We start from the raw sequence: 21,551 nt of genomic DNA, 5'->3' as shown, positions 1-21,551 counted from the left end.
TCTGTCCTAGAACAGAAAAACCTTCCTCTGATACTTCGTGTGAGACTCTTGATACTTTTGCTATTACTGATCCCGAAAGACCAGCCGCACTCGCTATCAAGCGCCCACACTTATCGGCTGTTAGTTTTTAAAGAGCACATCGCAAGATCCTCTACTTCGCTACCGTCTTGCGTCGCTGCGTTGTCTGCAGCAGAGAAACGAGATTATGAACACCGCTTCAGTTACTGTCAACAAGAATTTCGAAGTTTTCTTGCCGACTATCTACATCTTCCTACCGACCGCAAAGCAAACGGGTCGTGCAAACATCGCACGACCCGTCGACATCAGTCTTGGTGCCGGCTGCAGGACTCGAACCCGCCACCTGATGATTACAAATCAACTGCTCTACCAGATGAGCTAAGCCGGCGAAGCACGAGATTCTACTTCATTTGACGACTTTCAGGTGAGACCTCGCGGGCGATTTCGAAGAATCGTCCTCGGCGTTCTCCTGAGAGTCATCCTGTGCGGCCGAACCGGAATCCGCCGCACCGGCAGCGGACTCCTCGATCTGCCGATCACGCTCGACCGGCCGCGACCCGACGGGAGCGCTCCCCAAATCCGCACCCGAATGCGACGCCGGCTCGACCGGGAACGCCATGCCCTGTCCGTTCTCGCGCGCATAAATGGCGAGCACGTTTGCAACCTGCACTTCGATCTTGTGGGACTTGCCCGAAAAGCGCGCGCTGAACTCGATCCACTCGTTGCCCATCTGCAGTTGGCTCGTCGCCTCGAAACTGATGTTCAACACGATCTCGTCGTTGCGCACGAACTGTCGCGGCACGCGCGTGGCCGCATCGACGCGCACGGCGATGTGGGGCGTAAAGCCATTGTCCGTGCACCACTCATACAGCGCGCGCAACAAATACGGCTTGGTGGAAATCTCTTGCATCAACTTTCCTCTGTCGGAACGCGACCGCGCGAAACGGCGCAGCCGCCTCCCAACGCATGCAAACTATCGACGCATCACCTTCTCGGAAGGCGTCAGCGCTTCAATATAAGCCGGGCGGCTGAAGATCCGCTCGGCGTACTTCATCAACGGCGCAGCATTCTTCGACAACTCTATGCCATAGTGATCCAGACGCCACAGGAGCGGCGCGATCGCGACGTCGAGCATCGAAAACTCTTCGCCCAGCATGTACTTGTTCTTCAGGAAGATCGGCGCAAGCTGCGTCAGGCGATCGCGGATCGCGCCACGCGCTTTCTCGTGATTCTTCTCGGCGGCCTTGCCCTTCTCGTTCTCGAGCGTGCCGACATGAACGAACAGTTCCTTCTCGAAGTTCAGCAGGAACAGGCGCGCGCGGGCGCGCTGCACCGGATCTGCCGGCATGAGTTGCGGATGCGGGAAGCGCTCGTCGATATATTCGTTGATGATATTCGACTCGTACAGGATCAGGTCACGCTCGACGAGAATCGGCACCTGTCCGTAAGGGTTCATTACCGCGATGTCTTCCGGCTTGTTGAACAGATCGACGTCGCGGATCTCGAAATCCATGCCCTTTTCGAACAACACCAGCCGGCAGCGCTGGGAGAAGGGGCAAGTAGTGCCGGAATACAGAACCATCATGTTTTTAAAGTTCCTTCAGTAAACTCGAAGGGCCGGCCGCGACGCTCCCTTCCGGGGAACGCCGTCGCGCCGACCCACGCCGTCGAGGGCGCGCTATTTGATATCTTTCCAGTATGCCGCGTTCAGGCGCCACGCGAGGAAGCTCAAGAGCGCCAGGAACAGCAGAACCCAGACGCCGAGCCGCTTGCGCGTCTGCTGCGCGGGTTCCGACATCCACGACATGTACGAAACGAGATCGGCCACACTTGAATCATAATCCACGGATGACATGGCACCAGGTGTAACCTGCGTGTAACCCACGAATCTTCTTACCTTTTCGCCGGTGTGCTCGTCCGTATCCGTCTCGAATTTGGCGTCGCGGATACCCTGGAGCGTCCACAGTACATGCGGCATTCCGACATTTTCGTACACGCGATTGTTCCAGCCGGTCGGCCGCGCCGGATCCCGGTAGAAACTCCGCAAATACGTATAGAGCCAGTCCTTGCCGCGCGCCCGCGCTTCCACCGACAAATCCGGCGGCGATGCACCAAACCATGCTTTCGCATCTTCCGGGCGCATCGCGATCGACATCGTGTTGCCGACCTTGTCGGTCGAAAACAGCAGATTTTCCTGGATCTGCTTTTCGCTGATGCCGATATCGGTCAGCCGGTTGTACCGCATCAGATTCGCACTGTGGCAGTTCAGGCAGTAGTTTACAAAGATTTGAGCGCCGTGCTGCAAGGACGCGAGATTGTCCGAGCTATCGGGCGCACGATCGAGCACCGCTTCTTCCTCCGCGTGCACGGGCGCCGCCGCGAACGCGAACAGCACCGCGGCGATCATCGATATTGTAGAGAGCCATTTTTTCATCGTATTTGTCTCCGGACGTGCGCTCAGTGAGGTTTGTAGTGCACGCGCTCAGGCGGCGTCTTGAACTTGCCGCGCGGCGTCCAGAAAGGCATGCCGAGGAAGAATGCGAAGTAGATCAGCGCGCATATCTGCGCGATCAGCGTCGCGGCTGGCGATGGCGGTCGCGTGCCGAGGAATCCGAGCAACAGGAACGCGAACACGAAAATCGCATAGAAGACTTTGTGGAAAAGCGGCCGGTAACGAATCGACTTCACCGGGCTCCTGTCCAGCCACGGCAGGAAGAACAGCGAAACGACCGCCGTGCCCATCACGACCACGCCCCAGAACTTCGATTCCGTCAGCGCCATGAAAATCAGCACGAGCACCGCGAGCACCGGCAGGCCGAGACGCCACTTGCCGCGCGCGCGCAAAAGCGCGAGCAGCGCGAGCGCCGCGATCACGATCATCAACACGATCTTGAACGGATCGGTGGTCGCGCGAAGCATCGCGTAGAACGCCGTGAAGTACCACACGGGTGCGATTTCCGGCGGCGTTTGCAGCGGATTCGCCGGCACGAAGTTGTTCGCTTCGAGGAAGTAACCGCCCATCTCCGGCGCGAAGAAAATGATCGCCGCGAAGATCAGCAGGAACACGCACACGCCCAGGAAGTCGTGCACCGAGTAGTACGGGTGAAACGGAATGCCGTCGAGCGGAATGCCGTTCGCGTCCTTCTTCGCCTTGATCTCGATGCCGTCCGGATTGTTCGAGCCGACCTCATGCAGCGCGACCAGATGCGCGACCACGAGACCGATCAGCACCAGCGGAATCGCGATCACGTGGAACGCAAAGAAGCGGTTCAGCGTCACGTCCGACACGACATAATCGCCGCGAATCCACAGCGACAGATCCGGTCCGATGAACGGAATCGCCGAGAACAGGTTCACGATCACCTGCGCGCCCCAGAACGACATCTGCCCCCACGGCAGCAGATAGCCGAAGAACGCTTCGGCCATGAGGCACAGGAAGATCGCGCAGCCGAAAATCCACACGAGCTCGCGCGGCTTGCGATACGACCCGTACATCAGCCCGCGGAACATGTGCAGATAGACGACCACGAAGAACATCGACGCGCCCGTGGAGTGCATGTAGCGGATGAGCCAGCCCCACGGCACCTCGCGCATGATGTACTCGACCGATGCGAACGCGAGCGTCGCGTCGGGCTTGTAGTTCATCGTCAGGAAAATGCCCGTGACGATCTGATTCACCAGCACCAGCAGCGCGAGCGAGCCGAAGAAGTACCAGAAGTTGAAGTTCTTCGGCGCGTAGTATTCGGATACGTGTTTCTTCCACGTCGACGTCATCGGGAACCGGCGGTCGATCCAGCCGACCAGCCCCGTCGTCTCGACTTCCTTTTCTGCGGTCGCCATTTACGCCTCTCCCTTTTCGTCCTTGCCGATCACGAGTTGCGTCGCGGAGGTGAACATGAACGGAGGAATGTCCAGGTTCTGCGGCGCGGGCTTGTTCTTGAAGACGCGGCCGGCCATGTCGTAGGTCGAGCCGTGGCACGGGCACAGGAAGCCGCCCGGCCAGTTATCGGGGAGATTGGGTTGAGGACCTTCGGTGAAGCGCGGCGTCGGCGTGCAGCCCAGATGCGTGCACACGGCAACCGCCACGAAAATGTTCTTGTGATCGGCGCGCGACCGGAACTCGTTGTTGCAGTACTCCGGCAACGGCATCGAAAATTCCATCTTCGACTGCGGGTCGGCCACTTCGTTGTCGGCCTTCTTGACGTCAGCCAGCATCTCGTCGGTGCGGTTCACGATCCACACCGGCTTGCCGCGCCAGGCGACGGTCATCATGTCGCCGGGCTTGAGTCCGCTGATATCGACCTCGACCGGCGCGCCCGCCGCCTTGGCCTTCGCGGACGGCGCAAACGAACCTACGAACGGAACCAGCGTCGCCACACCTCCGATACCACCTGTTACGGTCGTCGCAATCAGCCAGGTACGGCGGCCGCCGTCGACGCGTTTTTCTTCCTTGTCTCGCATCACACGCCCCACTTCTGAGTTGGATTTATACCGTCACATCAGTCGTTCCGCCGCTAGTGTGCGCGAATGGAGTTGGCATTTACAAGGGCCGAATAGCAAAAATCACTCGAAGTGATTGATGCTTCAGGGTTTTCCCCACGTTTTTCGCGCAATCTCGTGAAACGTTCATTTAAGCCAGCCGCACACGACAATAATCGCCGACAGGCCTTAATAGTGCATTAAACCGGATTATCGATATCGATAAAAACATGTTCGAGATCGAATTGCTCGGACAGATGCGCGCCCACTGCCTGCACGCCATAGCGCTCAGTCGCGTGATGTCCGGCCGCGATGTACGCGACACCCGATTCCGCCGCGATATGCATGGTCTGCTCGGAGACTTCGCCGCTGAGATACACGTCCGCGCCGGCCGCGATGGCGTCTTCGAAATAACCTTGCGCGCCGCCCGTGCACCACGCCACGCGCCGCAGTTCCTTGTCCGTATCGCCGAACACGAGCGGCTTGCGACCGAGCGCGTTCTCGACCATCGCGCTGAAGTGTTCGAGCGGAAGCGGCATGCCGAGCGTCGCGACCCAGCCGAGATCCTGATCGGCGAAACGGCTGTCCGCGATCAACCCGAGCCGCGCGCCGATCTGCGCGTTGTTGCCGAGTTCCGGATGCGAGTCGAGCGGGAGATGGTAGGCAAAAAGATTGATGTCGTTCGCAATCAGCGTGCGCAATCGCCGATGCTTGCGCCCTGTAATCTGCGGCGCTTCGTTGCGCCAGAAGTAGCCGTGATGCACGAGCGCGGTGTCCGCGCCCCACTCCGCCGCGGCTTCCAGAAAGGCGAGCGACGCCGTCACGCCGGTCGCGATCTTCCGCACGCGGCGCGCGCCTTCAACCTGCAGGCCATTAGGGCAATAGTCCTTGAAGCGGCCGATTTCCAGCAGATTGTTCAGATACAATTCGAGTTCGATCCGATCCATGAAATCCTCTATCCCTTCAAATGCTTAGACGCTTCTGGCTATTTTTTGCCCAAGCGGTCACCGTGCTTTTGGCCCTGATGTTCATCATCGCGACCTTGAAACCGCAGTGGCTTCAACGTCAAGGTCAATTCGGCAAGCAGCTTGCCGAGCCGATCGTCGCGTTGCAGGAAGTGGCGCCGAGCATAGGCTCGCGACCGCTCCAGTCGTCCTTTTCGGAAGGCGCGCAAAAGGCGATGCCGGCCGTTGTGAACGTGTTCTCCAGCAAGGACGGCAATCTGCCGCCCGATCCGCGTGCGAAAGACCCGCTATTCCGCTACTTCTTCGGTGACAAGAACAAACGCAAGAGCGACGAGCCGCCGGCGTCGAATCTCGGCTCCGGTGTCATCGTCAGCTCGGAAGGTTACATTCTAACGAACCAGCATGTGGTCGACGGTGCGGATCAAATCGAAGTCGCCCTGGCCGATGGCCGCACGTCGAGCGCCAAGGTGATCGGCGTCGATCCCGAAACCGACCTCGCCGTGCTCAAAATCAACATGACCAACCTGCCGAGCATCACGCTCGGGCGAATGGACCAGACGCGTGTGGGCGATGTCGTGCTCGCGATCGGCAATCCGTTCGGCGTCGGCCAGACGGTCACGATGGGCATCGTGAGCGCGCTCGGGCGCAATCACCTCGGCATCAACACGTTCGAAAACTTCATCCAGACCGACGCCGCCATCAACCCCGGCAACTCCGGCGGTGCACTGGTGGACGTGAACGGCAACCTCCTCGGCATCAACACCGCGATTTACTCGCGCAGCGGCGGCTCGCTCGGCATCGGCTTCGCGATTCCCGTGTCGACCGCGCGCAGCGTGCTGGAAAGCATCATCACGACCGGCACGGTGACGCGCGGCTGGATCGGCGTGGAACCGCAGGACGTGACGCCGGAAATTGCCGAGTCGTTCGGGCTGGACCAGAAATCCGGCGCGATCGTCGCGGGCGTGCTGCAAGGCGGCCCGGCGGACAAAGCGGGCATCAAGCCGGGCGATATCCTCGTGTCGATCAACGATGACACGATCACCGATACGACGCGTCTTCTGAACGTCGTGGCGCAGATCAAGCCGGGCACGTCCGTGAAGGTTCATCTGATGCGCAAGAACAAGGAGCTCGACGTCAACGTGATGATCGGCAAGCGTCCCGCGCCGCCGCGCGCACCGCAGATGCCGGAAGACGACGGCGATCAGGGCGACCAGAACGACGAGTAATCCGCGAGTCCGGTAAAACAAAAAGGCAGCTTCGATCGCTCGAAGCTGCCTTTTTTCATGCCGAATTCATGCCGCTCGGCGCGACGATTAGCCGCACCCAAGGCCGCTATTCCGCCGCGGCTTCCCCGCTTTTGATCTCTTCCTTGCCGACCACCAGCCGCGCCGCGATGATGCCCAGCTCATAAAGAATGACGAGCGGAATCGCGAGAATGAGCTGCGAGAAAACATCGGGCGGCGTGACGACCGCGGAAATGACAAACGCGCCGACGATCACGTAAGGACGGACCTGCTTCAATTTCGCGATCGACACGACGCCCATGCGCGCGAGCAGCACGACGACGATCGGCACTTCGAAGGTCACGCCAAACGCGATGAACATCGTCAGGACGAAGCTCAGGTAATTGTCGATATCCGTCGTCATTTCCGCGCCGAGCGGCGCGTTGTAGTGCGCCATCACTCGGAAGATCGTCGGGAACACGACGAAATACGCGAACGCCATGCCGCACAGGAACAGCGAATAGCTGCTGAACACGAGCGGCGCGACGAGCTTCTTTTCGTGCTGATACAAGCCCGGCGCGACGAACGCCCAGATCTGATACAGCACGATCGGCAGCGCGATGACGAACGCGACGAGCATCGTGACCTTCATCGGCACGAAGAACGAGCCGGTGACGTCGGTGACGATCATCTTGCCGTCGGCCGGCAGGTTCTGCATCAGCGGGCGGGCCAGCAGCTTGAAGATGTCCGGCGCCCAGTACACCAGCGAGACGAACACGACGATGACCGCAGCGCCCGCGCGAATGATGCGGTCGCGCAATTCGACCAGATGCGATATGAACGTCTCTTCGACGGGCTCTTCTTTGGGTAATTGCGGGTCGCTCACGCCGGCCCTCGGTTATTCATGGAAGGAAATGGGGATGGAAGCGCGGCTCGCTCAAAAGAACTTCGTCTGCCGGCGCAACGTGGCGGGCGTGTGACGCGCGACGCGCGCCGCGCCCGACTGGACCCGGGTGCGGCGCGCGGTCGTGCGCTTGTACCAGTTGGGCAGCGCGCTTTGCTTGACGCGCCAGTTCTTGCGCTTCACTGGCGTCGAGGTCGACGTGCTGGCCCAAGGCTTGTCCGATGCGGCGCCGCCGGCGGAATCCGCCTCGCCGCCCGCAATGCTCGGCGTGACCGACGAGCCTTCCTTGAACGCATCGTTCAACTCCGACTCGTGGCGCTTGAGCGTGTCGTGAATCGACGACTGCACGTTCGTCGCCGCCGTTTCGAACTCGGTGCGCATTTTCTTCAGCTCATCGAGTTCCATTTCGCGCGCGACTTCCGACTTGACGTCGTTGATGTAGCGCTGAGCGCGCCCAAAGAGCGCACCCGCCGTGCGCGCGACGCCCGGCAGGCGCTCCGGCCCGAGGACCACCAGCGCCACGACGCCGATGACCGCCATTTTGGTCAGACCGAGATCGAGCATTGAACGAGAAGTGGATGGTTGCGGTCGGCGGCCGAATTAACGGTAGTCGCCCGAGCGGGACTTGTCCTTTGCCTCGACGTCCACCGCGCCGTTACGCGGCAGTTCGCGCTGGTCGGCTGCGTTCGCCCGATCGGCCGGCGTTTCGCCCTCGCGCATGCCGTCCTTGAAACCCTTCACCGCGCCGCCCAGATCGCCGCCGATATTGCGCAACTTCTTCGTGCCGAAGACGAGCGCCACGATCAACAGAACGATCAACCAATGCCAAATGCTTAACGAACCCATGATGAAAACTCTCCGTGATTCCGCCCCGAATTGGGTACCGGGGACGGAAGATCGGCCTTTCGACCGAGCCGAGGCAGATCGCCTCAGCTTCAACTATCGATTTTGCTCGCCCAATATTTCATTGGAAAGGAGAATGCCGACAAAGAATGCGGCTTACCCCATTCGGCGCCACGGGCGCTCGCCGGCTAACAAATGCGCGTGGATGTGATACACCTCCTGCCCGCCGCCCGGTCCGGTATTAATTACCGTGCGAAAGCCCGTGTCGCCCCCCGTGTAGGACACACCCAGGTCTTTCGCCAACCTTCCGACGAGACTCACCATTCTACCAAGCAGCGGACTGTCACTTTCTGTGCAATGAGAAAGTGTTTCAATATGCTTCCGCGGAATCACCAGCACGTGCACCGGCGCAGCAGGATTGATGTCGTTGAACGCGACAAATTCATCGTCTTCGTAGACTTTTGTGCTCGGAAGCTGTCCGGAAGCGATCCGGCAAAAAATACAGGTGTCTTGGCTCATGGACTTGACGGTTTTCGTTGTCGGATGTGATTAGAACCACGCGGTCGCGTCGAGCGTCTTGCCCTCGTAGAGGAACAGCCAGCCCTTGATGATCCGATAAAGCGTCCAGATCCAGGTCGCACCGATGACCAGAAAGCCGAGGCCGAGCACCCAGATCAGGGCGAAACCGACGACGTGCCCGAGCAGCGACCACCAGAACGTGCGGATCTGCCACGTGAAATGATCTTCGCACGGCGTGCCGACGGCATCGCTGCGCTTGACGTAGTTGAGGATGATGGCGACGAGGCCGGTGAGCCCGCCCGTCAGCCAATAGACGGCGTACAGCGCATAAAGCACATGGGTGAACGTGCGAATATTGCGCAGACGTTCCGGATCGGTCGAATTCTGAATGACAGGCGGATAAGGTTCGTACGGCCGGTTCATGCTTGACCTCCTTCGCAAATGCGAGACGCTCGTCAGCCGCCGTTCTGCTCGCGCTCGCGCGACTTGCGCAGCGCTTTCTCTTCGATTCCCGACAAGCCTTCACGACGTTCGAGTTCGGCGATGACGTCGGCGGGACTCAGATCGAAATGCGACAGCGTCACGAGACAATGAAACCACAAATCGGCGACCTCGCTGACCAGTGCCTTCGGTGCGCCGCCGTGACGCGCGTCCTTCGCGGCGAGCACGACTTCCGTCGCTTCCTCGCCGATCTTCTTCAGGATCGCGTCGTCACCTTTATGAAAGAGTCGGGAAACGTAGGATTGTTCCGGATCGCCGCCCTTGCGGCTGTCGATGATGGAAGCGAGTCGCAACAGCGTGTCCAGCGTGGTGTCTTGCGTCATTTGTAGATGCTTTCTGGGTCTTTCAGCACGGGTTCGACCGCAACCCACTCGCCGCTCTCGGCCGTGCCTTCGAATTTCTGGAAAAAGCAGGAATGGCGGCCCGTGTGGCACGCGATACCCGAGACCTGTTCGACCTTGAGCAGCACGACGTCTTCGTCGCAATCGAGGCGCACGTCGTGCACGTGCTGCACGTGGCCCGATTCCTCGCCCTTGAACCACAGGCGCTGGCGCGAGCGTGAAAAATACACCGCGCGTTTCAGTTCGATGGTTTTCGCGAGCGCCTCGCGATTCATCCACGCGAACATGAGCACGTCGTTGGTCGTGTGTTCCTGCGCGATCACTGGCACAAGGCCGTTCGCGTCCCACTTCACTTTGTCGAGCCAGCCGGCTTCTGCGTTCATCGGCTTACGTCCTTACCGAAATGCCGTGATCGGCCATGAAGCGCTTGGCTTCGCCGACCGTGTGCTCGCCGTAGTGGAAGATGCTCGCGGCGAGCACCGCGTCCGCGTGACCTTCGACGATGCCGTCCGCCAGATGCTGGAGCGACCCGACGCCGCCCGATGCGATCACCGGCACCGGCACCGCGTCCGACACGGCGCGCGTCAGGGCGAGATCGAAGCCGGATTTGGTGCCGTCGCGGTCCATGCTGGTGAGCAGGATTTCGCCCGCGCCGTATTCGGCCATCTTGCACGCCCACTCGATCGCATCGATGCCGGTCGCCTTGCGGCCGCCGTGCGTGAAGACTTCCCAGCGCGGCGTTTCGCCTTCGCCCGACACGCGCTTCGCGTCGATCGCGACGACGATGCATTGCGAACCGTGCTTGTCCGACGCGTCGCGCACGAGCTGCGGATTCGCGACCGCCGACGAATTCATGCTGATCTTGTCCGCGCCCGCGTTGAGCAGCCGCCGTACGTCTTCGACCGCGCGCACGCCACCGCCGACCGTCAGCGGAATGAACACCTGCGACGCCACCGACTCGATAATCGGCAGAATCAGATCGCGTTGATCGGAGGTTGCGGTGATGTCGAGGAAAGTGAGTTCGTCCGCGCCCTGATCGTCGTAGCGCCGCGCGATTTCGACGGGATCGCCCGCGTCGCGCAATTCGACGAAATTGACGCCCTTCACGACGCGGCCAGCGGTCACGTCGAGACAGGGAATGATGCGTTTAGCGAGAGCCATTTTCTGTGGTGTCACGAAGTAGAAGCAGCCGGGCGTGCCCGGCCATGCTCGCGCCGCGAGAATAGTTAAGCGCCGTCCGGTTCGCGCAGCGCGTCGGCACGCGTCTGGGCGGCCGTGAAATCGAGATCGCCGGAGTAGATCGCGCGGCCGCAGATCACGCCTTCGATGCCCTCGCCCTCGACCTCGCAGAGCGATTCGATGTCCGCGATGTTCGACAGCCCGCCGCTCGCGATCACCGGAATCTTCACCGCCTGCGCGAGGCGCACGGTCGCGTCGATGTTGATGCCCTGAAGCATGCCGTCGCGCCCGATGTCGGTGTAGATGATCGATTCGCAGCCGTAGTCCTCGAACTTGCGGGCGAGATCCACGACTTCGTGGCCCGTCAGCTTGCTCCAGCCGTCGGTGGCGACCTTGCCGTCCTTTGCGTCCAGCCCGACGATGATATGCCCGCCGAACGCGCTGCACGCGTCCCGCAGGAAGCCCGGATTCTTCACCGCCGCGGTGCCGATGATCACGAACGACAAACCGTCGTCCAGATAGCGCTCGATAGTTTCCAGATCGCGGATGCCGCCGCCCAACTGCACGGGAATCTCGCTACCCACTTCTTCGATGATCGAGCGGATCGCATCGCCATTTCGCGGTTTGCCGGCGAACGCGCCGTTCAGATCGACCAGATGCAGTCGTCTCGCGCCGCGATCGACCCAATGTCGGGCCATTGCCGCAGGATCTTCTGAAAAAATGGTCGCCTGGTCCATATCGCCCTGCTTGAGGCGCACGCACTGACCGTCCTTAAGATCGATGGCCGGAATGAGCAGCATAGGTATCGCGTAGTTTCTGGGTGGAGTTGATCAAAACGGCGCACGCGCGGTGTTACGCGCCCTTCGCGCCGTCTCGCTAGTGTAGTACAAGTCTTGCAACGGTCATGCGCCGGTCGTAATAGGCGAAAACGCTAGCGGGCGCGCCGTTTCACGGGTTCCAGTGCACGAAATTGCGGTACAGGCGCAATCCGGCATCCGCGCTCTTTTCGGGGTGAAATTGGGTCGCGAAGATATTGTCGCGCGCCACCGCCGATGTGAATGCGCCACCGTACACGGTTTCGCCGGACGTGTGCGCCGGATTCGCCGGCACCACGTAATAGCTGTGCACGAAGTAGAAGAACGCGCCGTCCGCGACGCCGTCCCAGATCGGATGCGCCTGCGTCTGGCGCACGCGGTTCCAGCCCATCTGCGGCACCTTGAAGCGAGATCCGTCGTCCTGAAGCAGACCGTCGAGCTGGAAGCGCACGACCTTGCCCGGCAGCAGGCCGAGGCCTTTCGTGTCGCCTTCCTCGCTCCAGTCGAAGAGCATCTGCTCGCCGACGCATACGCCGAGCATCGGCTTTTCGCGCGCCGCCTGCATCACCGCTTCCTGCAGGCCGGATTCGGTGAGATGGCTCATGCAGTCGCGCATCGCCCCCTGGCCCGGCAGCACGACGCGATCCGCGGCGTGAATGCCCTGCGGCTGATCGACGATCGCCACGTTCGCGTCGGGTGCAGCCTTTTTCAGCGCCTGGTAGACCGAGCGCAGGTTGCCCATTCCGTAATCAACAATCGCAATCGAAGTATTCATTTCAAAGATGGCATCAAGGCCTTCAACCCGTCGACGATGAACTCCACCGCCAGCGCGGACAACATCAAACCCATGAGACGCGTGCCGATATTGATCCCGGTGCGCCCGACCACGCGGGCGATCGGCTCGGCGAGATTCAGCGCGCCGAAGCACAGCCCCGCGATGATCGCGCCCAGCACGACGAGCCCGAAACGGTCATACCAGTGCTGCGCATTGGCCGCATAGACGATCACCGTGCTGATCGAGCCGGGGCCGGTAAGCAGCGGAATCGCGAGCGGCACGACCGCGACGCTGTTGCGCTCCTCGGCCTCCATGCGTTCTTCCGGCGTCGAGCGCGCGTTGCCGACCTGCGCGTTCAACATGCTGATCGCCATGAGCAGCATGATGATGCCGCCGCCCACTTCGAACGACCCGACCGAAATGCCGAAGAACGCGATGATCTGCTGCCCGAGCAGCGCGGTCACGGCGATCACGCAGAACACCGAAATGGACGCGACGCGAATCGTGTTGCGCCGCTCGATGTCGGATTGCTGCGAGGTCAGGCTGAGAAAAAACGGTATCGCGCCGATCGGGTTGATCAGCGCGAGCAGCGATATGAACGACTTGAACAGATCCATCGTGATCCCGACGCGCGTGCTTGAAACAGCGAAAGCGCCGAGCGCCGTTCAGAGACTGCCTTTGGTCGACGGAATCTGCCCCGCCGCGCGTTCATCGACTTCGCAGGCCATGCGCAGCGCGCGGCCGAACGCCTTGAACACGGTTTCGACCTGATGATGCGCGTTGATGCCGCGCAGGTTGTCGATGTGCAGCGTCACGCCCGCGTGATTCACGAAGCCGCGGAAAAATTCGATGGTGAGATCGACGTCGAACGTGCCGATACGCGCGCGCGTGAAAGGCACATGGAATTCGAGCCCGGGCCGGCCGGAAAAATCGATCACGACGCGCGACAGCGCCTCGTCCAGCGGAACATACGAATGCCCGTAGCGGCGAATGCCCTTGCGGTCGCCGATAGCCTTCGCGATGGCCATTCCGAGCGTGATGCCGGTGTCTTCGACCGTGTGGTGATCGTCGATATGGAGGTCGCCGTGCGCTTCGATGTCGAGATCGATGAGCCCGTGACGGGCGATCTGGTCGAGCATGTGATCGAGGAACGGGACGCCGGTGGCGAGCTTCTGCTTGCCGGTGCCGTCCAGATCGAGCTTCACACGGATCTGCGTTTCGCTGGTGTTGCGAACGACTTCCGCAATGCGCATGGTGATTCCTTGAGACTTTTCGAAAAGTGGGGGTCAGTTCGGTGCGAGCTTTTTCAGCGCCGCGACCATCTGCTCGTTTTCCTCGGCCGTGCCGACCGTCAAACGCACGCAGTTAGTGAGCAATGGATGCATTTTACCCACGTTTTTTATCAAAACCCGCGAAGTCAGAAGGGTTTCGAAAGCAACGGCGGCGTCCGGCACGCGCACGAGCAGGAAATTGCCCGCGCTCGGATAGACGGTCATGCCGGGCAGCGCGGCCAGGTCGCGCGCGAGTTTCGTGCGTTGCGCGCGCAGTTCGGCTGCTTGCGCGTCGAGCACGTCGAGGTGATCGAGCAGGAAATCGGCGGTGGCCTGCGTCAGCACGTTGATGTTGTAGGGCGGGCGCACCTTGTCGAACTGCATGATCCACGCGGGCCGACCGGCCATATAGCCTAGCCGGATGCCCGCGAGGCCGAGCTTCGAGACGGTGCGCATCACGACGACATTGTCGAAATCCGCCGCGCGCGGCAACCAGGTCTTTTCCGCGAACGGCTGATACGCCTCGTCGATCACGACGAGACTTTTTCGTGCCGCCGCGATCACGCGTTCGATATCGGCGTCGTCGTAGAGCGTACCGGTCGGATTGTTCGGATACGCGAGATAGACGAGCGCGGGCGCGTGCTCGTCGATGGCGGCAATGAGCGCATCGGCGTCGAGCGTGAAGTCGGCCTTCAGCGGCACGCCGATGAATTCGAGGTGCGCGAACTTCGCCGACATTTCGTACATCACGAAGCCCGGCACCGGCGCCACGACCTTCGCGCCCGGCGTCGAGCACGCGACCGACATCATGGTGATCAACTCGTCGGAGCCGTTGCCGAGCAAAACGTCGCAGGCGTCGGGCACGTGCATCGCGCGTTTGATCTTGGCGAGCAGTTCCGCGGGGCGCGGCGCCGGATACCGATTCAGTGCGACGCCGGCGAGATGGGCGCCCAGGCGTTCGGCGAGATCGGCGGGCAGCGTGTAGGGATTTTCCATCGCGTCGAGCTTGATCAGGCCCGTTGAATCGGGCACGGGATAGCTCGTCATCGCGAGTACGTCGGGACGAATGATGTCTTGGGCTGTCGTCATGATTTCCCGGCGCTCTCCCGCCGGTTTTCAATGGCGGCTCTCAGGCCGCCTCGTTCCGTGGAGTCGGCTTTATCTCAGCCGATGTTTTTCATTCGGTATTCGGCGCTCTTCGCATGCGCCTGCAAGCCTTCGCCGTACGCGAGTTCCGCCGCGATTTCGCCGAGCGTCTGCGCGCCGTCCGCGCTCACTTCGATCACGCTCGAACGCTTCATGAAGTCGTACACGCCGAGCGGCGACGAGAAGCGCGCCGTACGCGACGTAGGCAGCACGTGATTCGGGCCCGCGCAGTAATCGCCGAGGCTTTCGCTCGTATAGCGGCCGAGGAACATCGCGCCCGCGTTGTGGATCTGCGAGGCCCACTGATGCGGATCGAGCGCGGAAATCTCCAGATGCTCCGGCGCGATATCGTTGGCGATCGCGCAGGCTTCAGCCATGTCCTTCACCTTGATGAGCGCGCCGCGATCTTCGAGGGAGCGCTGAATGACTTCGCGGCGCGGCATCGCGGGCAGCAGCTCGACGATCGCATCTTCGACGCGCTGAATGAAGTTGTCGTCGGGGCACAGCAGGATGGATTGCGCGAGCTCGTCATGCTCGGCTTGAGAAAAGAGGTCCATCGCGACCCAGCGCGGATCTGTGGTGGCGTCGCAAATCACGAGGATTTCGGACGGACCGGCGATCATGTCGATGCCGACCGTTCCGAACACGCGGCGCTTCGCCGACGCGACATACGCATTGCCCGGGCCGCAGATCTTGTCGACGGCGGGCACGGTTTGCGTGCCGTACGCGAGCGCGGCCACGGCCTGCGCGCCGCCGATCGTGAACACGCGATCCACGCCGCCGAGCAGCGCCGCCGCGAGCACGAGCGGATTCTTCACGCCGTCGGGCGTCGGCACGACCATCACGATTTCCTTCACGCCTGCGACGCGCGCCGGAATCGCATTCATCAGCACCGACGACGGATACGCCGCCTTGCCGCCCGGCACGTAGATGCCCGCGCGATCGAGCGGCGTAACCTTCTGGCCGAGCACGGTCCCGTCTGCTTCGGTGTAGTGCCAGCTATGGCTGCCGCACTCGATACGCTGCTTTTCGTGATAACCGCGCACGCGCGCCGCAGCCGCTTCGAGCGCCGCGCGCCGTTTGGGTTCGAGCCCTTCGAGCGCGGCTTCCATTTCGGACAGCGGCAGTTCGAGCGCCGCGACGCTCGCAGCCTTCAGGCGATCGAACTTGTTGGTGTATTCGAGCACGGCCTCATCGCCGCGCGCTTTGACATCGGCGAGAATCTGCGCGACCGAGCGCTCGATCGCTTCGTCTTCGCTCGCCTCGAATGCGAGGACCGCGCGCAGCGCCTTTTGGAAACCATCGGTGCTGGAATCGAGTTTGCGAATCTTGATGGACATGCTGGTTTTCCGTTTTGCTTGTGGCGCGCCGCAGTGTGCGGCTCGCCTAATTGCCTGTGCCGGCTCTCTGGGCCGTGGCGCGCTCGAAGGCGTCGAGGTAGGGCGTGAGCGCCGCCCGCTTCAGCTTGAGCGCCGCCTGATTCACGACGAGGCGCGACGAAATCTGCATGATCTCTTCGACTTCGACGAGGTTATTCGCCCGCAGCGTGCCGCCTGAGCTCACCAGATCGACGATTGCATCGGCCAGTCCGACGAGCGGCGCGAGCTCCATCGAACCGTACAGCTTGATCAGGTCGACGTGCACACCCTTCGACGCGAAATGCTGGCGCGCCACCTCGGTGTACTTCGTCGCGACCTTGAGGCGCGCGCCCTGGCGCACCGCGTTCGCGTAATCGAAACCGGCCTTCACGGCCACCGACATCCGGCAACGCGCGATGTCCAGATCGATCGGCTGATACAAGCCGCCGCCGCCATGCTCGATCAGCACGTCCTTGCCCGCGACCCCGAAATCCGCCGCGCCGTATTCGACGTAGGTCGGGACATCGGTTGCGCGCACGATGATCACGCGCAGGTTCGGGTTCGTGGTCGGCAGAATCAGCTTGCGCGAGCTTTCCGGATCTTCGGCCACCTGCACGCCGGCCGCCGCGAGCAGCGGCAGCGTTTCCTCGAAGATACGCCCTTTCGACAGCGCGAGCGTGAGCGGAGCGCGCGGCTCCACCGACGACGACGTCTGCGGCAGCGAACTCATTGCTCGCTCCCGCTGCCCTTGATGCGGCGTACGTTCGCGCCCACGGCGGTCAGCTTCGCTTCCATGCGGTCGTAACCGCGGTCCAGATGGTAGATACGGTCGATGAGCGTTTCGCCGTCGGCGCACATTGCCGCGATCACGAGGCTTGCCGATGCGCGCAGATCCGTCGCCATGACTTTCGCGCCGGAGAGCATCTCGACGCCCGACACGAGCGCGGTGTTGCCGTCGATGGTGATGCGCGCGCCCAGACGGTTCAGCTCCTGCACGTGCATGAAGCGGTTCTCGAAGATCGTCTCGACGACTTGCGACGTGCCGCTCGCGATCGTGTTGAGCGCCATGAACTGCGCCTGCATGTCGGTCGGGAACGCCGGATATTCCGACGTGCGGATGTTCACCGCTTCGGCGCGCTTGCTCATGCGCACGCGCATCCAGTCGTCGCCTTCCTCGATGCTCACGCCCGCTTCGCGCAGCTTGGCCGTCACGGCGTCGAGCAGATGCGAGCTCACACGGCGCAGCATGACATCGCCGCCCGCCGCCGCGACCGCGCACAGGAACGTGCCCGCCTCGATGCGGTCCGGCACGACGTCGTGCTTCGCGCCGTGCAGCTTGTCCACGCCCTGAATCACCAGACGATCCGTGCCGATGCCGTCGATCTTCGCGCCCATCTTCACGAGCAGATGCGCGAGGTCGGAGACTTCCGGCTCGCGCGCCGCGTTCTCGATGACGGTTTCGCCTTCGGCCAGCACCGCCGCCATCAGCAGATTTTCCGTGCCGGTGACGGTGATCATGTCCGTGATGATGCGCGCGCCCTTCAGACGCTTCGCACGCGCCTCGATGAAGCCGTGCTCGATGTTGATCTCGGCGCCCATCGCCTGCAGGCCCTTGATGTGCTGATCGACCGGACGCGCGCCGATCGCGCAGCCGCCGGGCAGCGACACCTTCGCCTCGCCGAAGCGCGCGACGAGCGGCCCGAGCACGAGAATCGACGCGCGCATGGTCTTCACCATTTCGTAAGGCGCGACCAGCTTGTCGACCTTCGACGCATTCAGCGTGACGCGCCCGTCGCCGGACACTTCGCACTGCACGCCCATCTGGCGCAGCAGCTTGAGCATCGTGCGCACGTCCTGGAGATTCGGCACGTTCGACAGATGGACGTCGTCGGCGGTGAGAAGGCTCGCGCAAAGAATGGGCAGAGCCGCGTTCTTCGCGCCCGAGACGGTGATTTCGCCAGAGAGCTTCGCGCCCCCCGTGATGACCAGTTTATCCATGCTTGCTTGTCCTTCTACCGAGCTGCCTGCGGTGCCGTTCTGGGCGCCGCCGTTGTCTTGAATGAATCGCACTCTTTACTGCCTTTGTCTACCGGTGATGCCGGATGTTGCTGAAGATGAGTCGTATGACCTGATTGGCTTCGCCGGGTGGACTCAGGCCGCTTTCCACTCGTCGGGGGTGAGGGTTTTCATGCTGAGCGCATGAATCTCCTCGCGCATGCGCTCGCCGAGCGCTGCATAAACCAGTTGATGACGCGCGATCAGCCGCTTGCCGACGAACGCGTCGCTCACGATGGTCGCGAAAAAATGCTGGCCGTCGCCTTCCACTTCGAGATGCTGGCAGGCGAGACCTTTGGCGATGTAGTCCTTCACTTGCTCCGGAGTCGGCAACATGAAAGTCTCCTTGAATATTAGTGACGCAGCTTGTAGCCGCTCGCGAGCAAACGCACGGCGATCAACGCCAGCACCGCGAGAAATCCGCCGACGATGCCGAGGCTCACCAGCGGATTGACGTCGGACAGGCCGAAAAAGCCGTAACGGAAGCCGTCGATCATGTAGAAGAACGGATTCAGATGCGACACCGCGCGCCACAGCGGCGGCAGCGTATGCGTCGAGTAGAACACGCCGGAAAGAAACGTGAGCGGCATGATCAGGAAGTTTTGAAACGCGGCCAGCTGATCGAATTTGTCCGCCCAGATGCCCGCGATCAAACCGAGCGTGCCGAGAATGCCCGAACCGAGGATCGCGAACGCAATGATGTAGAACGGCGCGGAAAAAGACATCGGGATGAACCATATCGTCACGATGAACACGCCGAGACCGACACTCAGCCCGCGCACGACCGACGCCAGCACATACGCGAAAAACATTTCCCAGTGCGCGATGGGCGGCAGCAGCACGAACACGAGATTGCCCGTGATCTTCGACTGGATCAGCGACGACGAGCTATTCGCGAACGCGTTCTGCAGCACGCTCATCATCACCAGGCCCGGCACGAGGAAGCTCGTGTAGCCGACACCCGGATACACCTGCACGTGCCCCGACAGCGCGTGGCCGAAGATGGTGAGATACAGCAGCGCCGTGACCACCGGCGCGAGCACTGTCTGAAACGAGACCTTCCAGAAGCGCAACAGCTCCTTGTAGAACAACGTCTGGAAACCGCTCATGAAAGTCCCTCGACCACTTCCGGCTCGTTCATCACCTGCACGAATACGTCTTCGAGATCGGCCTTGCGCACTTCGATTTCGTCGAACGTGCAGCCGGCCGCGCGGCATTTCGCGAGAATCGGCTCGACATCGTCGTAGGTCGCGAGACGCAACAAATGCTGCGTGCCCGACACCGCGTGCGGATCGACTTCGAGCGAACGCAGCTCGGCGGGCAGCGCGCCGTTCGACAGCCGCAAATATAACTGCATGCCCGAGAACCGCTGCAGCAACGCGCTCGTGCGCTCCAGCGCCACGACTTCGCCGCGACGGAGCATCGCGAGGCGGTCGCACAGCGATTCGGCTTCTTCCAGATAGTGCGTTGTCAGCACGATCGTGTGGCCTTCGCAATTCAGGCGCGAGATGAACTTCCAGAGCGTCTGGCGCAGTTCGACATCGACGCCGGCGGTGGGCTCGTCGAGCACGATCACAGGCGGCCGATGCACCAGCGCCTGCGCCACGAGCACGCGGCGCTTCATCCCGCCGGAAAGCGCGCGCGTGTTGACGTCGGCTTTCTCGGTGAGATCGAGATTGGCCATGACTTCGTCGATCCAGTCGTCGTTGTTGCGCAAGCCGAAGTAGCCCGACTGGATGCGCAGCGACTCGCGCACGGTGAAGAACGGATCGAAGACGAGCTCCTGCGGCACGACGCCGAGCGCGCGCCGCGCCGCCCGGAAGTCGCTGACGACATCGTGGCCGCGCACGGAGATCGTGCCGCTATCGGCGCGCGCCAGGCCGGCCAGAATGCTGATCAACGTGGTTTTGCCGGCGCCGTTGGGACCGAGCAAGCCGAAGAACTCGCCCTCTTCCACCGTGAGGCTCACGCCTTTGAGCGCCTGGAGATCCTTGTAGCGCTTCCTGACGTTTCGGATTTCTATGGCTGACATGTGGACAGTGCGCGCGCCTCGCACGGCCGCGCCTCGATTGTGCGGAGATTCGCGTGACGATCCCGGCTCAGACAAAAAGGGCCGGGTACGGCCGCGAAAAAAACGTTTGATTATAGGACAAAGCGCTTGACGCCGACTTCGGAGTGATCCCGATTGCAGCGGCGGCGCGCGTCGCCGCCTTCTGCGCTGCGGTCAGAGCAGCATCAATGTCGGAAGGTGAGGAGCGTATCGACGCCGTAGGCTCGCGCGAGACTCGCAAGCCCGGAAGGAAGGTTGACGACGCCGAACGCAGCGCCGCGCGCGGATGCGGCGCGCTGCCATGCGAGCAGCACGGCGAGCGCGGAGGAGTCGAATTGCGTGAGCGGCGCGCAATCGACTTCGGTCGCGCCTGCCGCGATGCGCGACAGACCCGCGTCGAGCGCGGCCTTCGCGCTCTCGTGGGTCAGGGTCGCGGCCGTCTGGAAACGGCCGCCTGTGGCTTGCGTGCTCACGATGCCTTGGCGCCCGCGAGTTGCTGGTTACGCTGCGTCAGGAATTGCAGCAAACCGCCCACGCCGTTCTGCGAGATCTGCTCGTTGAACTGCTGCTGATACGCCTGGATCAGCCACGCGCCGAGCACGTTGATGTCGTACACGCGCCAGCCTTGCGCCGTCTTGTACAGGCGGTAGTCGAGCTCGACCGGCTGACCGTTGTTCATGACGACGGAGCGAACCACGACGTCGGTGTCGTCCGGACTCGCACGGAACGGCTTGTATTGAACCGTCTGGTTGCGCACCTGCGCGAGCGCGCCCGAGTACGTGCGAATCAGCAGAATCTTGAATTGCTCGACGATCTGCTTTTGCTGTTCCGGCGTAGCCGAATTCCAGTTGCGACCCATCACGAGGCGCGTCGTGCGCGTGAAGTCGGTGTACGGCAGGATCTTTTGGTTGACGAGTTCGGTGATCTTCTGAATGTCGCCCGACTGGATCTTCTTGTCCGACTTGATCTCGTCGAGGACTTGCTGCGTGACCGTCTTGATCAGCACGTCGGGCGCGCTGCTATCGACGGCTTGCGCCGACGCCGCGCCGCAAACCGCCATGAACATCGCAAAGAGGGGAAGAAGCAAAAGTTTTTTCATCACAGATCCT

At 61.8% G+C, this 21,551-nt stretch carries 28 protein-coding genes and 1 tRNA gene; 1 reads left to right on the top strand and 28 read right to left on the bottom strand.

Features of this window, described 5'->3' with window-relative positions:
• Positions 1-330: 330 nt before the first annotated feature.
• From LY284_RS14830 to LY284_RS14800, 7 genes are all read right to left on the bottom strand, one after another.
• A tRNA-Thr gene (locus LY284_RS14830) sits at positions 331-406 on the bottom strand.
• An 18-nt stretch (positions 407-424) separates the two neighbouring features.
• Positions 425-928, bottom strand: coding sequence for a ClpXP protease specificity-enhancing factor (locus tag LY284_RS14825; protein ID WP_045451208.1), 504 nt, complete (start codon positions 926-928; stop codon positions 425-427).
• A gap of 63 nt (positions 929-991) precedes the next feature.
• Complete coding sequence (locus LY284_RS14820) at positions 992-1,603, bottom strand: glutathione S-transferase N-terminal domain-containing protein (RefSeq protein WP_014192402.1); 612 nt, start codon at positions 1,601-1,603, stop codon at positions 992-994.
• Between the two features lie 93 nt (positions 1,604-1,696).
• A complete protein-coding gene (locus LY284_RS14815; protein ID WP_014192403.1) occupies positions 1,697-2,452 on the bottom strand; it encodes a cytochrome c1 in 756 nt (251 codons plus the stop codon).
• Between the two features lie 23 nt (positions 2,453-2,475).
• The gene (locus LY284_RS14810; RefSeq protein ID WP_045451214.1) at positions 2,476-3,858 is read right to left on the bottom strand and encodes a cytochrome bc complex cytochrome b subunit; all 1,383 of its coding nucleotides are present in this window, start codon (positions 3,856-3,858) and stop codon (positions 2,476-2,478) included.
• A complete protein-coding gene (petA, locus tag LY284_RS14805) occupies positions 3,859-4,479 on the bottom strand; it encodes a ubiquinol-cytochrome c reductase iron-sulfur subunit (protein ID WP_041730699.1) in 621 nt (206 codons plus the stop codon). It abuts the gene before it with no gap.
• Positions 4,480-4,697: 218 nt separating this feature from the next.
• Positions 4,698-5,444 (bottom strand): Nif3-like dinuclear metal center hexameric protein, encoded by a 747-nt coding sequence (locus LY284_RS14800; RefSeq protein WP_045451217.1) that lies wholly within the window; start codon positions 5,442-5,444, stop codon positions 4,698-4,700.
• Positions 5,445-5,464: 20 nt separating this feature from the next.
• Here LY284_RS14800 and LY284_RS14795 point away from each other — a divergent pair, with 20 nt between their 5' ends.
• On the top strand, positions 5,465-6,688 hold the full coding sequence (locus LY284_RS14795; RefSeq protein WP_014192407.1) for a S1C family serine protease: 1,224 nt from the start codon (positions 5,465-5,467) through the stop codon (positions 6,686-6,688).
• A gap of 106 nt (positions 6,689-6,794) precedes the next feature.
• Here the strand turns inward: LY284_RS14795 and tatC are convergent, their stop codons facing one another.
• The 21 genes from tatC to LY284_RS14690 all read right to left on the bottom strand — a co-directional run bounded on the left by tatC (position 6,795) and on the right by LY284_RS14690 (position 21,541).
• A complete protein-coding gene (tatC, locus tag LY284_RS14790) occupies positions 6,795-7,571 on the bottom strand; it encodes a twin-arginine translocase subunit TatC (protein WP_045451220.1) in 777 nt (258 codons plus the stop codon).
• A 51-nt stretch (positions 7,572-7,622) separates the two neighbouring features.
• A complete protein-coding gene (gene tatB / locus LY284_RS14785; RefSeq protein WP_045451222.1) occupies positions 7,623-8,153 on the bottom strand; it encodes a Sec-independent protein translocase protein TatB in 531 nt (176 codons plus the stop codon).
• Between the two features lie 36 nt (positions 8,154-8,189).
• Positions 8,190-8,435, bottom strand: coding sequence for a Sec-independent protein translocase subunit TatA (gene tatA / locus LY284_RS14780; protein ID WP_014192410.1), 246 nt, complete (start codon positions 8,433-8,435; stop codon positions 8,190-8,192).
• A gap of 153 nt (positions 8,436-8,588) precedes the next feature.
• On the bottom strand, positions 8,589-8,951 hold the full coding sequence (locus LY284_RS14775; RefSeq protein ID WP_041730702.1) for a histidine triad nucleotide-binding protein: 363 nt from the start codon (positions 8,949-8,951) through the stop codon (positions 8,589-8,591).
• Between the two features lie 30 nt (positions 8,952-8,981).
• Positions 8,982-9,374, bottom strand: coding sequence for a membrane protein (locus LY284_RS14770; RefSeq protein ID WP_045451225.1), 393 nt, complete (start codon positions 9,372-9,374; stop codon positions 8,982-8,984).
• Between the two features lie 32 nt (positions 9,375-9,406).
• The gene (locus LY284_RS14765) at positions 9,407-9,775 is read right to left on the bottom strand and encodes a phosphoribosyl-ATP diphosphatase (protein WP_014192412.1); all 369 of its coding nucleotides are present in this window, start codon (positions 9,773-9,775) and stop codon (positions 9,407-9,409) included.
• Complete coding sequence (gene hisI, locus LY284_RS14760) at positions 9,772-10,176, bottom strand: phosphoribosyl-AMP cyclohydrolase (protein WP_014192413.1); 405 nt, start codon at positions 10,174-10,176, stop codon at positions 9,772-9,774. The genes LY284_RS14765 and hisI overlap by 4 nt, the downstream gene beginning before the upstream one ends.
• Positions 10,177-10,180: 4 nt before the next feature.
• The gene (gene hisF, locus LY284_RS14755) at positions 10,181-10,954 is read right to left on the bottom strand and encodes an imidazole glycerol phosphate synthase subunit HisF (protein ID WP_045451228.1); all 774 of its coding nucleotides are present in this window, start codon (positions 10,952-10,954) and stop codon (positions 10,181-10,183) included.
• Positions 10,955-11,019: 65 nt separating this feature from the next.
• On the bottom strand, positions 11,020-11,772 hold the full coding sequence (hisA, locus tag LY284_RS14750; protein ID WP_014192415.1) for a 1-(5-phosphoribosyl)-5-[(5-phosphoribosylamino)methylideneamino]imidazole-4-carboxamide isomerase: 753 nt from the start codon (positions 11,770-11,772) through the stop codon (positions 11,020-11,022).
• 148 nt (positions 11,773-11,920) lie between these two features.
• Positions 11,921-12,562 carry an imidazole glycerol phosphate synthase subunit HisH gene (hisH, locus tag LY284_RS14745; protein ID WP_083972833.1) on the bottom strand — a complete coding sequence of 214 codons (642 nt, stop codon included), beginning with the start codon at positions 12,560-12,562 and terminating at the stop codon, positions 11,921-11,923.
• Positions 12,559-13,179 carry a YchE family NAAT transporter gene (locus LY284_RS14740; protein WP_014192417.1) on the bottom strand — a complete coding sequence of 207 codons (621 nt, stop codon included), beginning with the start codon at positions 13,177-13,179 and terminating at the stop codon, positions 12,559-12,561. Before LY284_RS14740 ends, hisH begins: the two co-directional genes overlap by 4 nt.
• Positions 13,180-13,227: 48 nt before the next feature.
• Positions 13,228-13,815, bottom strand: a complete 588-nt coding sequence (gene hisB, locus LY284_RS14735) for an imidazoleglycerol-phosphate dehydratase HisB (protein WP_008344136.1) — start codon at positions 13,813-13,815, stop codon at positions 13,228-13,230.
• A gap of 33 nt (positions 13,816-13,848) precedes the next feature.
• On the bottom strand, positions 13,849-14,922 hold the full coding sequence (gene hisC / locus LY284_RS14730; protein WP_045451235.1) for a histidinol-phosphate transaminase: 1,074 nt from the start codon (positions 14,920-14,922) through the stop codon (positions 13,849-13,851).
• A gap of 74 nt (positions 14,923-14,996) precedes the next feature.
• On the bottom strand, positions 14,997-16,319 hold the full coding sequence (hisD, locus tag LY284_RS14725; protein WP_045451237.1) for a histidinol dehydrogenase: 1,323 nt from the start codon (positions 16,317-16,319) through the stop codon (positions 14,997-14,999).
• A 46-nt stretch (positions 16,320-16,365) separates the two neighbouring features.
• A complete protein-coding gene (gene hisG, locus LY284_RS14720; RefSeq protein ID WP_014192420.1) occupies positions 16,366-17,067 on the bottom strand; it encodes an ATP phosphoribosyltransferase in 702 nt (233 codons plus the stop codon).
• The gene (gene murA, locus LY284_RS14715; RefSeq protein ID WP_014192421.1) at positions 17,064-18,335 is read right to left on the bottom strand and encodes a UDP-N-acetylglucosamine 1-carboxyvinyltransferase; all 1,272 of its coding nucleotides are present in this window, start codon (positions 18,333-18,335) and stop codon (positions 17,064-17,066) included. Before murA ends, hisG begins: the two co-directional genes overlap by 4 nt.
• A 153-nt stretch (positions 18,336-18,488) precedes the next feature.
• Entirely contained in the window at positions 18,489-18,728 is a 240-nt protein-coding gene (locus tag LY284_RS14710) for a BolA family protein (RefSeq protein ID WP_014192422.1), read from the bottom strand.
• A gap of 17 nt (positions 18,729-18,745) precedes the next feature.
• Positions 18,746-19,501: an ABC transporter permease gene (locus LY284_RS14705; RefSeq protein ID WP_014192423.1), complete on the bottom strand. Its 756-nt coding sequence runs from the start codon at positions 19,499-19,501 to the stop codon at positions 18,746-18,748.
• Positions 19,498-20,424 (bottom strand): ABC transporter ATP-binding protein, encoded by a 927-nt coding sequence (locus tag LY284_RS14700; RefSeq protein ID WP_045451240.1) that lies wholly within the window; start codon positions 20,422-20,424, stop codon positions 19,498-19,500. The genes LY284_RS14705 and LY284_RS14700 overlap by 4 nt, the downstream gene beginning before the upstream one ends.
• Positions 20,425-20,627: 203 nt before the next feature.
• Positions 20,628-20,915, bottom strand: coding sequence for a lipid asymmetry maintenance protein MlaB (locus tag LY284_RS14695; protein ID WP_014192425.1), 288 nt, complete (start codon positions 20,913-20,915; stop codon positions 20,628-20,630).
• Entirely contained in the window at positions 20,912-21,541 is a 630-nt protein-coding gene (locus LY284_RS14690; RefSeq protein ID WP_045451243.1) for a phospholipid-binding protein MlaC, read from the bottom strand. The genes LY284_RS14695 and LY284_RS14690 overlap by 4 nt, the downstream gene beginning before the upstream one ends.
• Positions 21,542-21,551 lie beyond the last annotated feature (10 nt).

Origin of the sequence: Caballeronia sp. PC1 (assembly GCF_021353155.1) — a bacterium.
GTDB classification, from domain to species: Bacteria; Pseudomonadota; Gammaproteobacteria; order Burkholderiales; family Burkholderiaceae; genus Caballeronia; species Caballeronia cordobensis.
The sequence above is the reverse complement of the archived record's forward strand: the minus strand, read 5'-3'. Positions and strand labels throughout refer to the sequence as shown.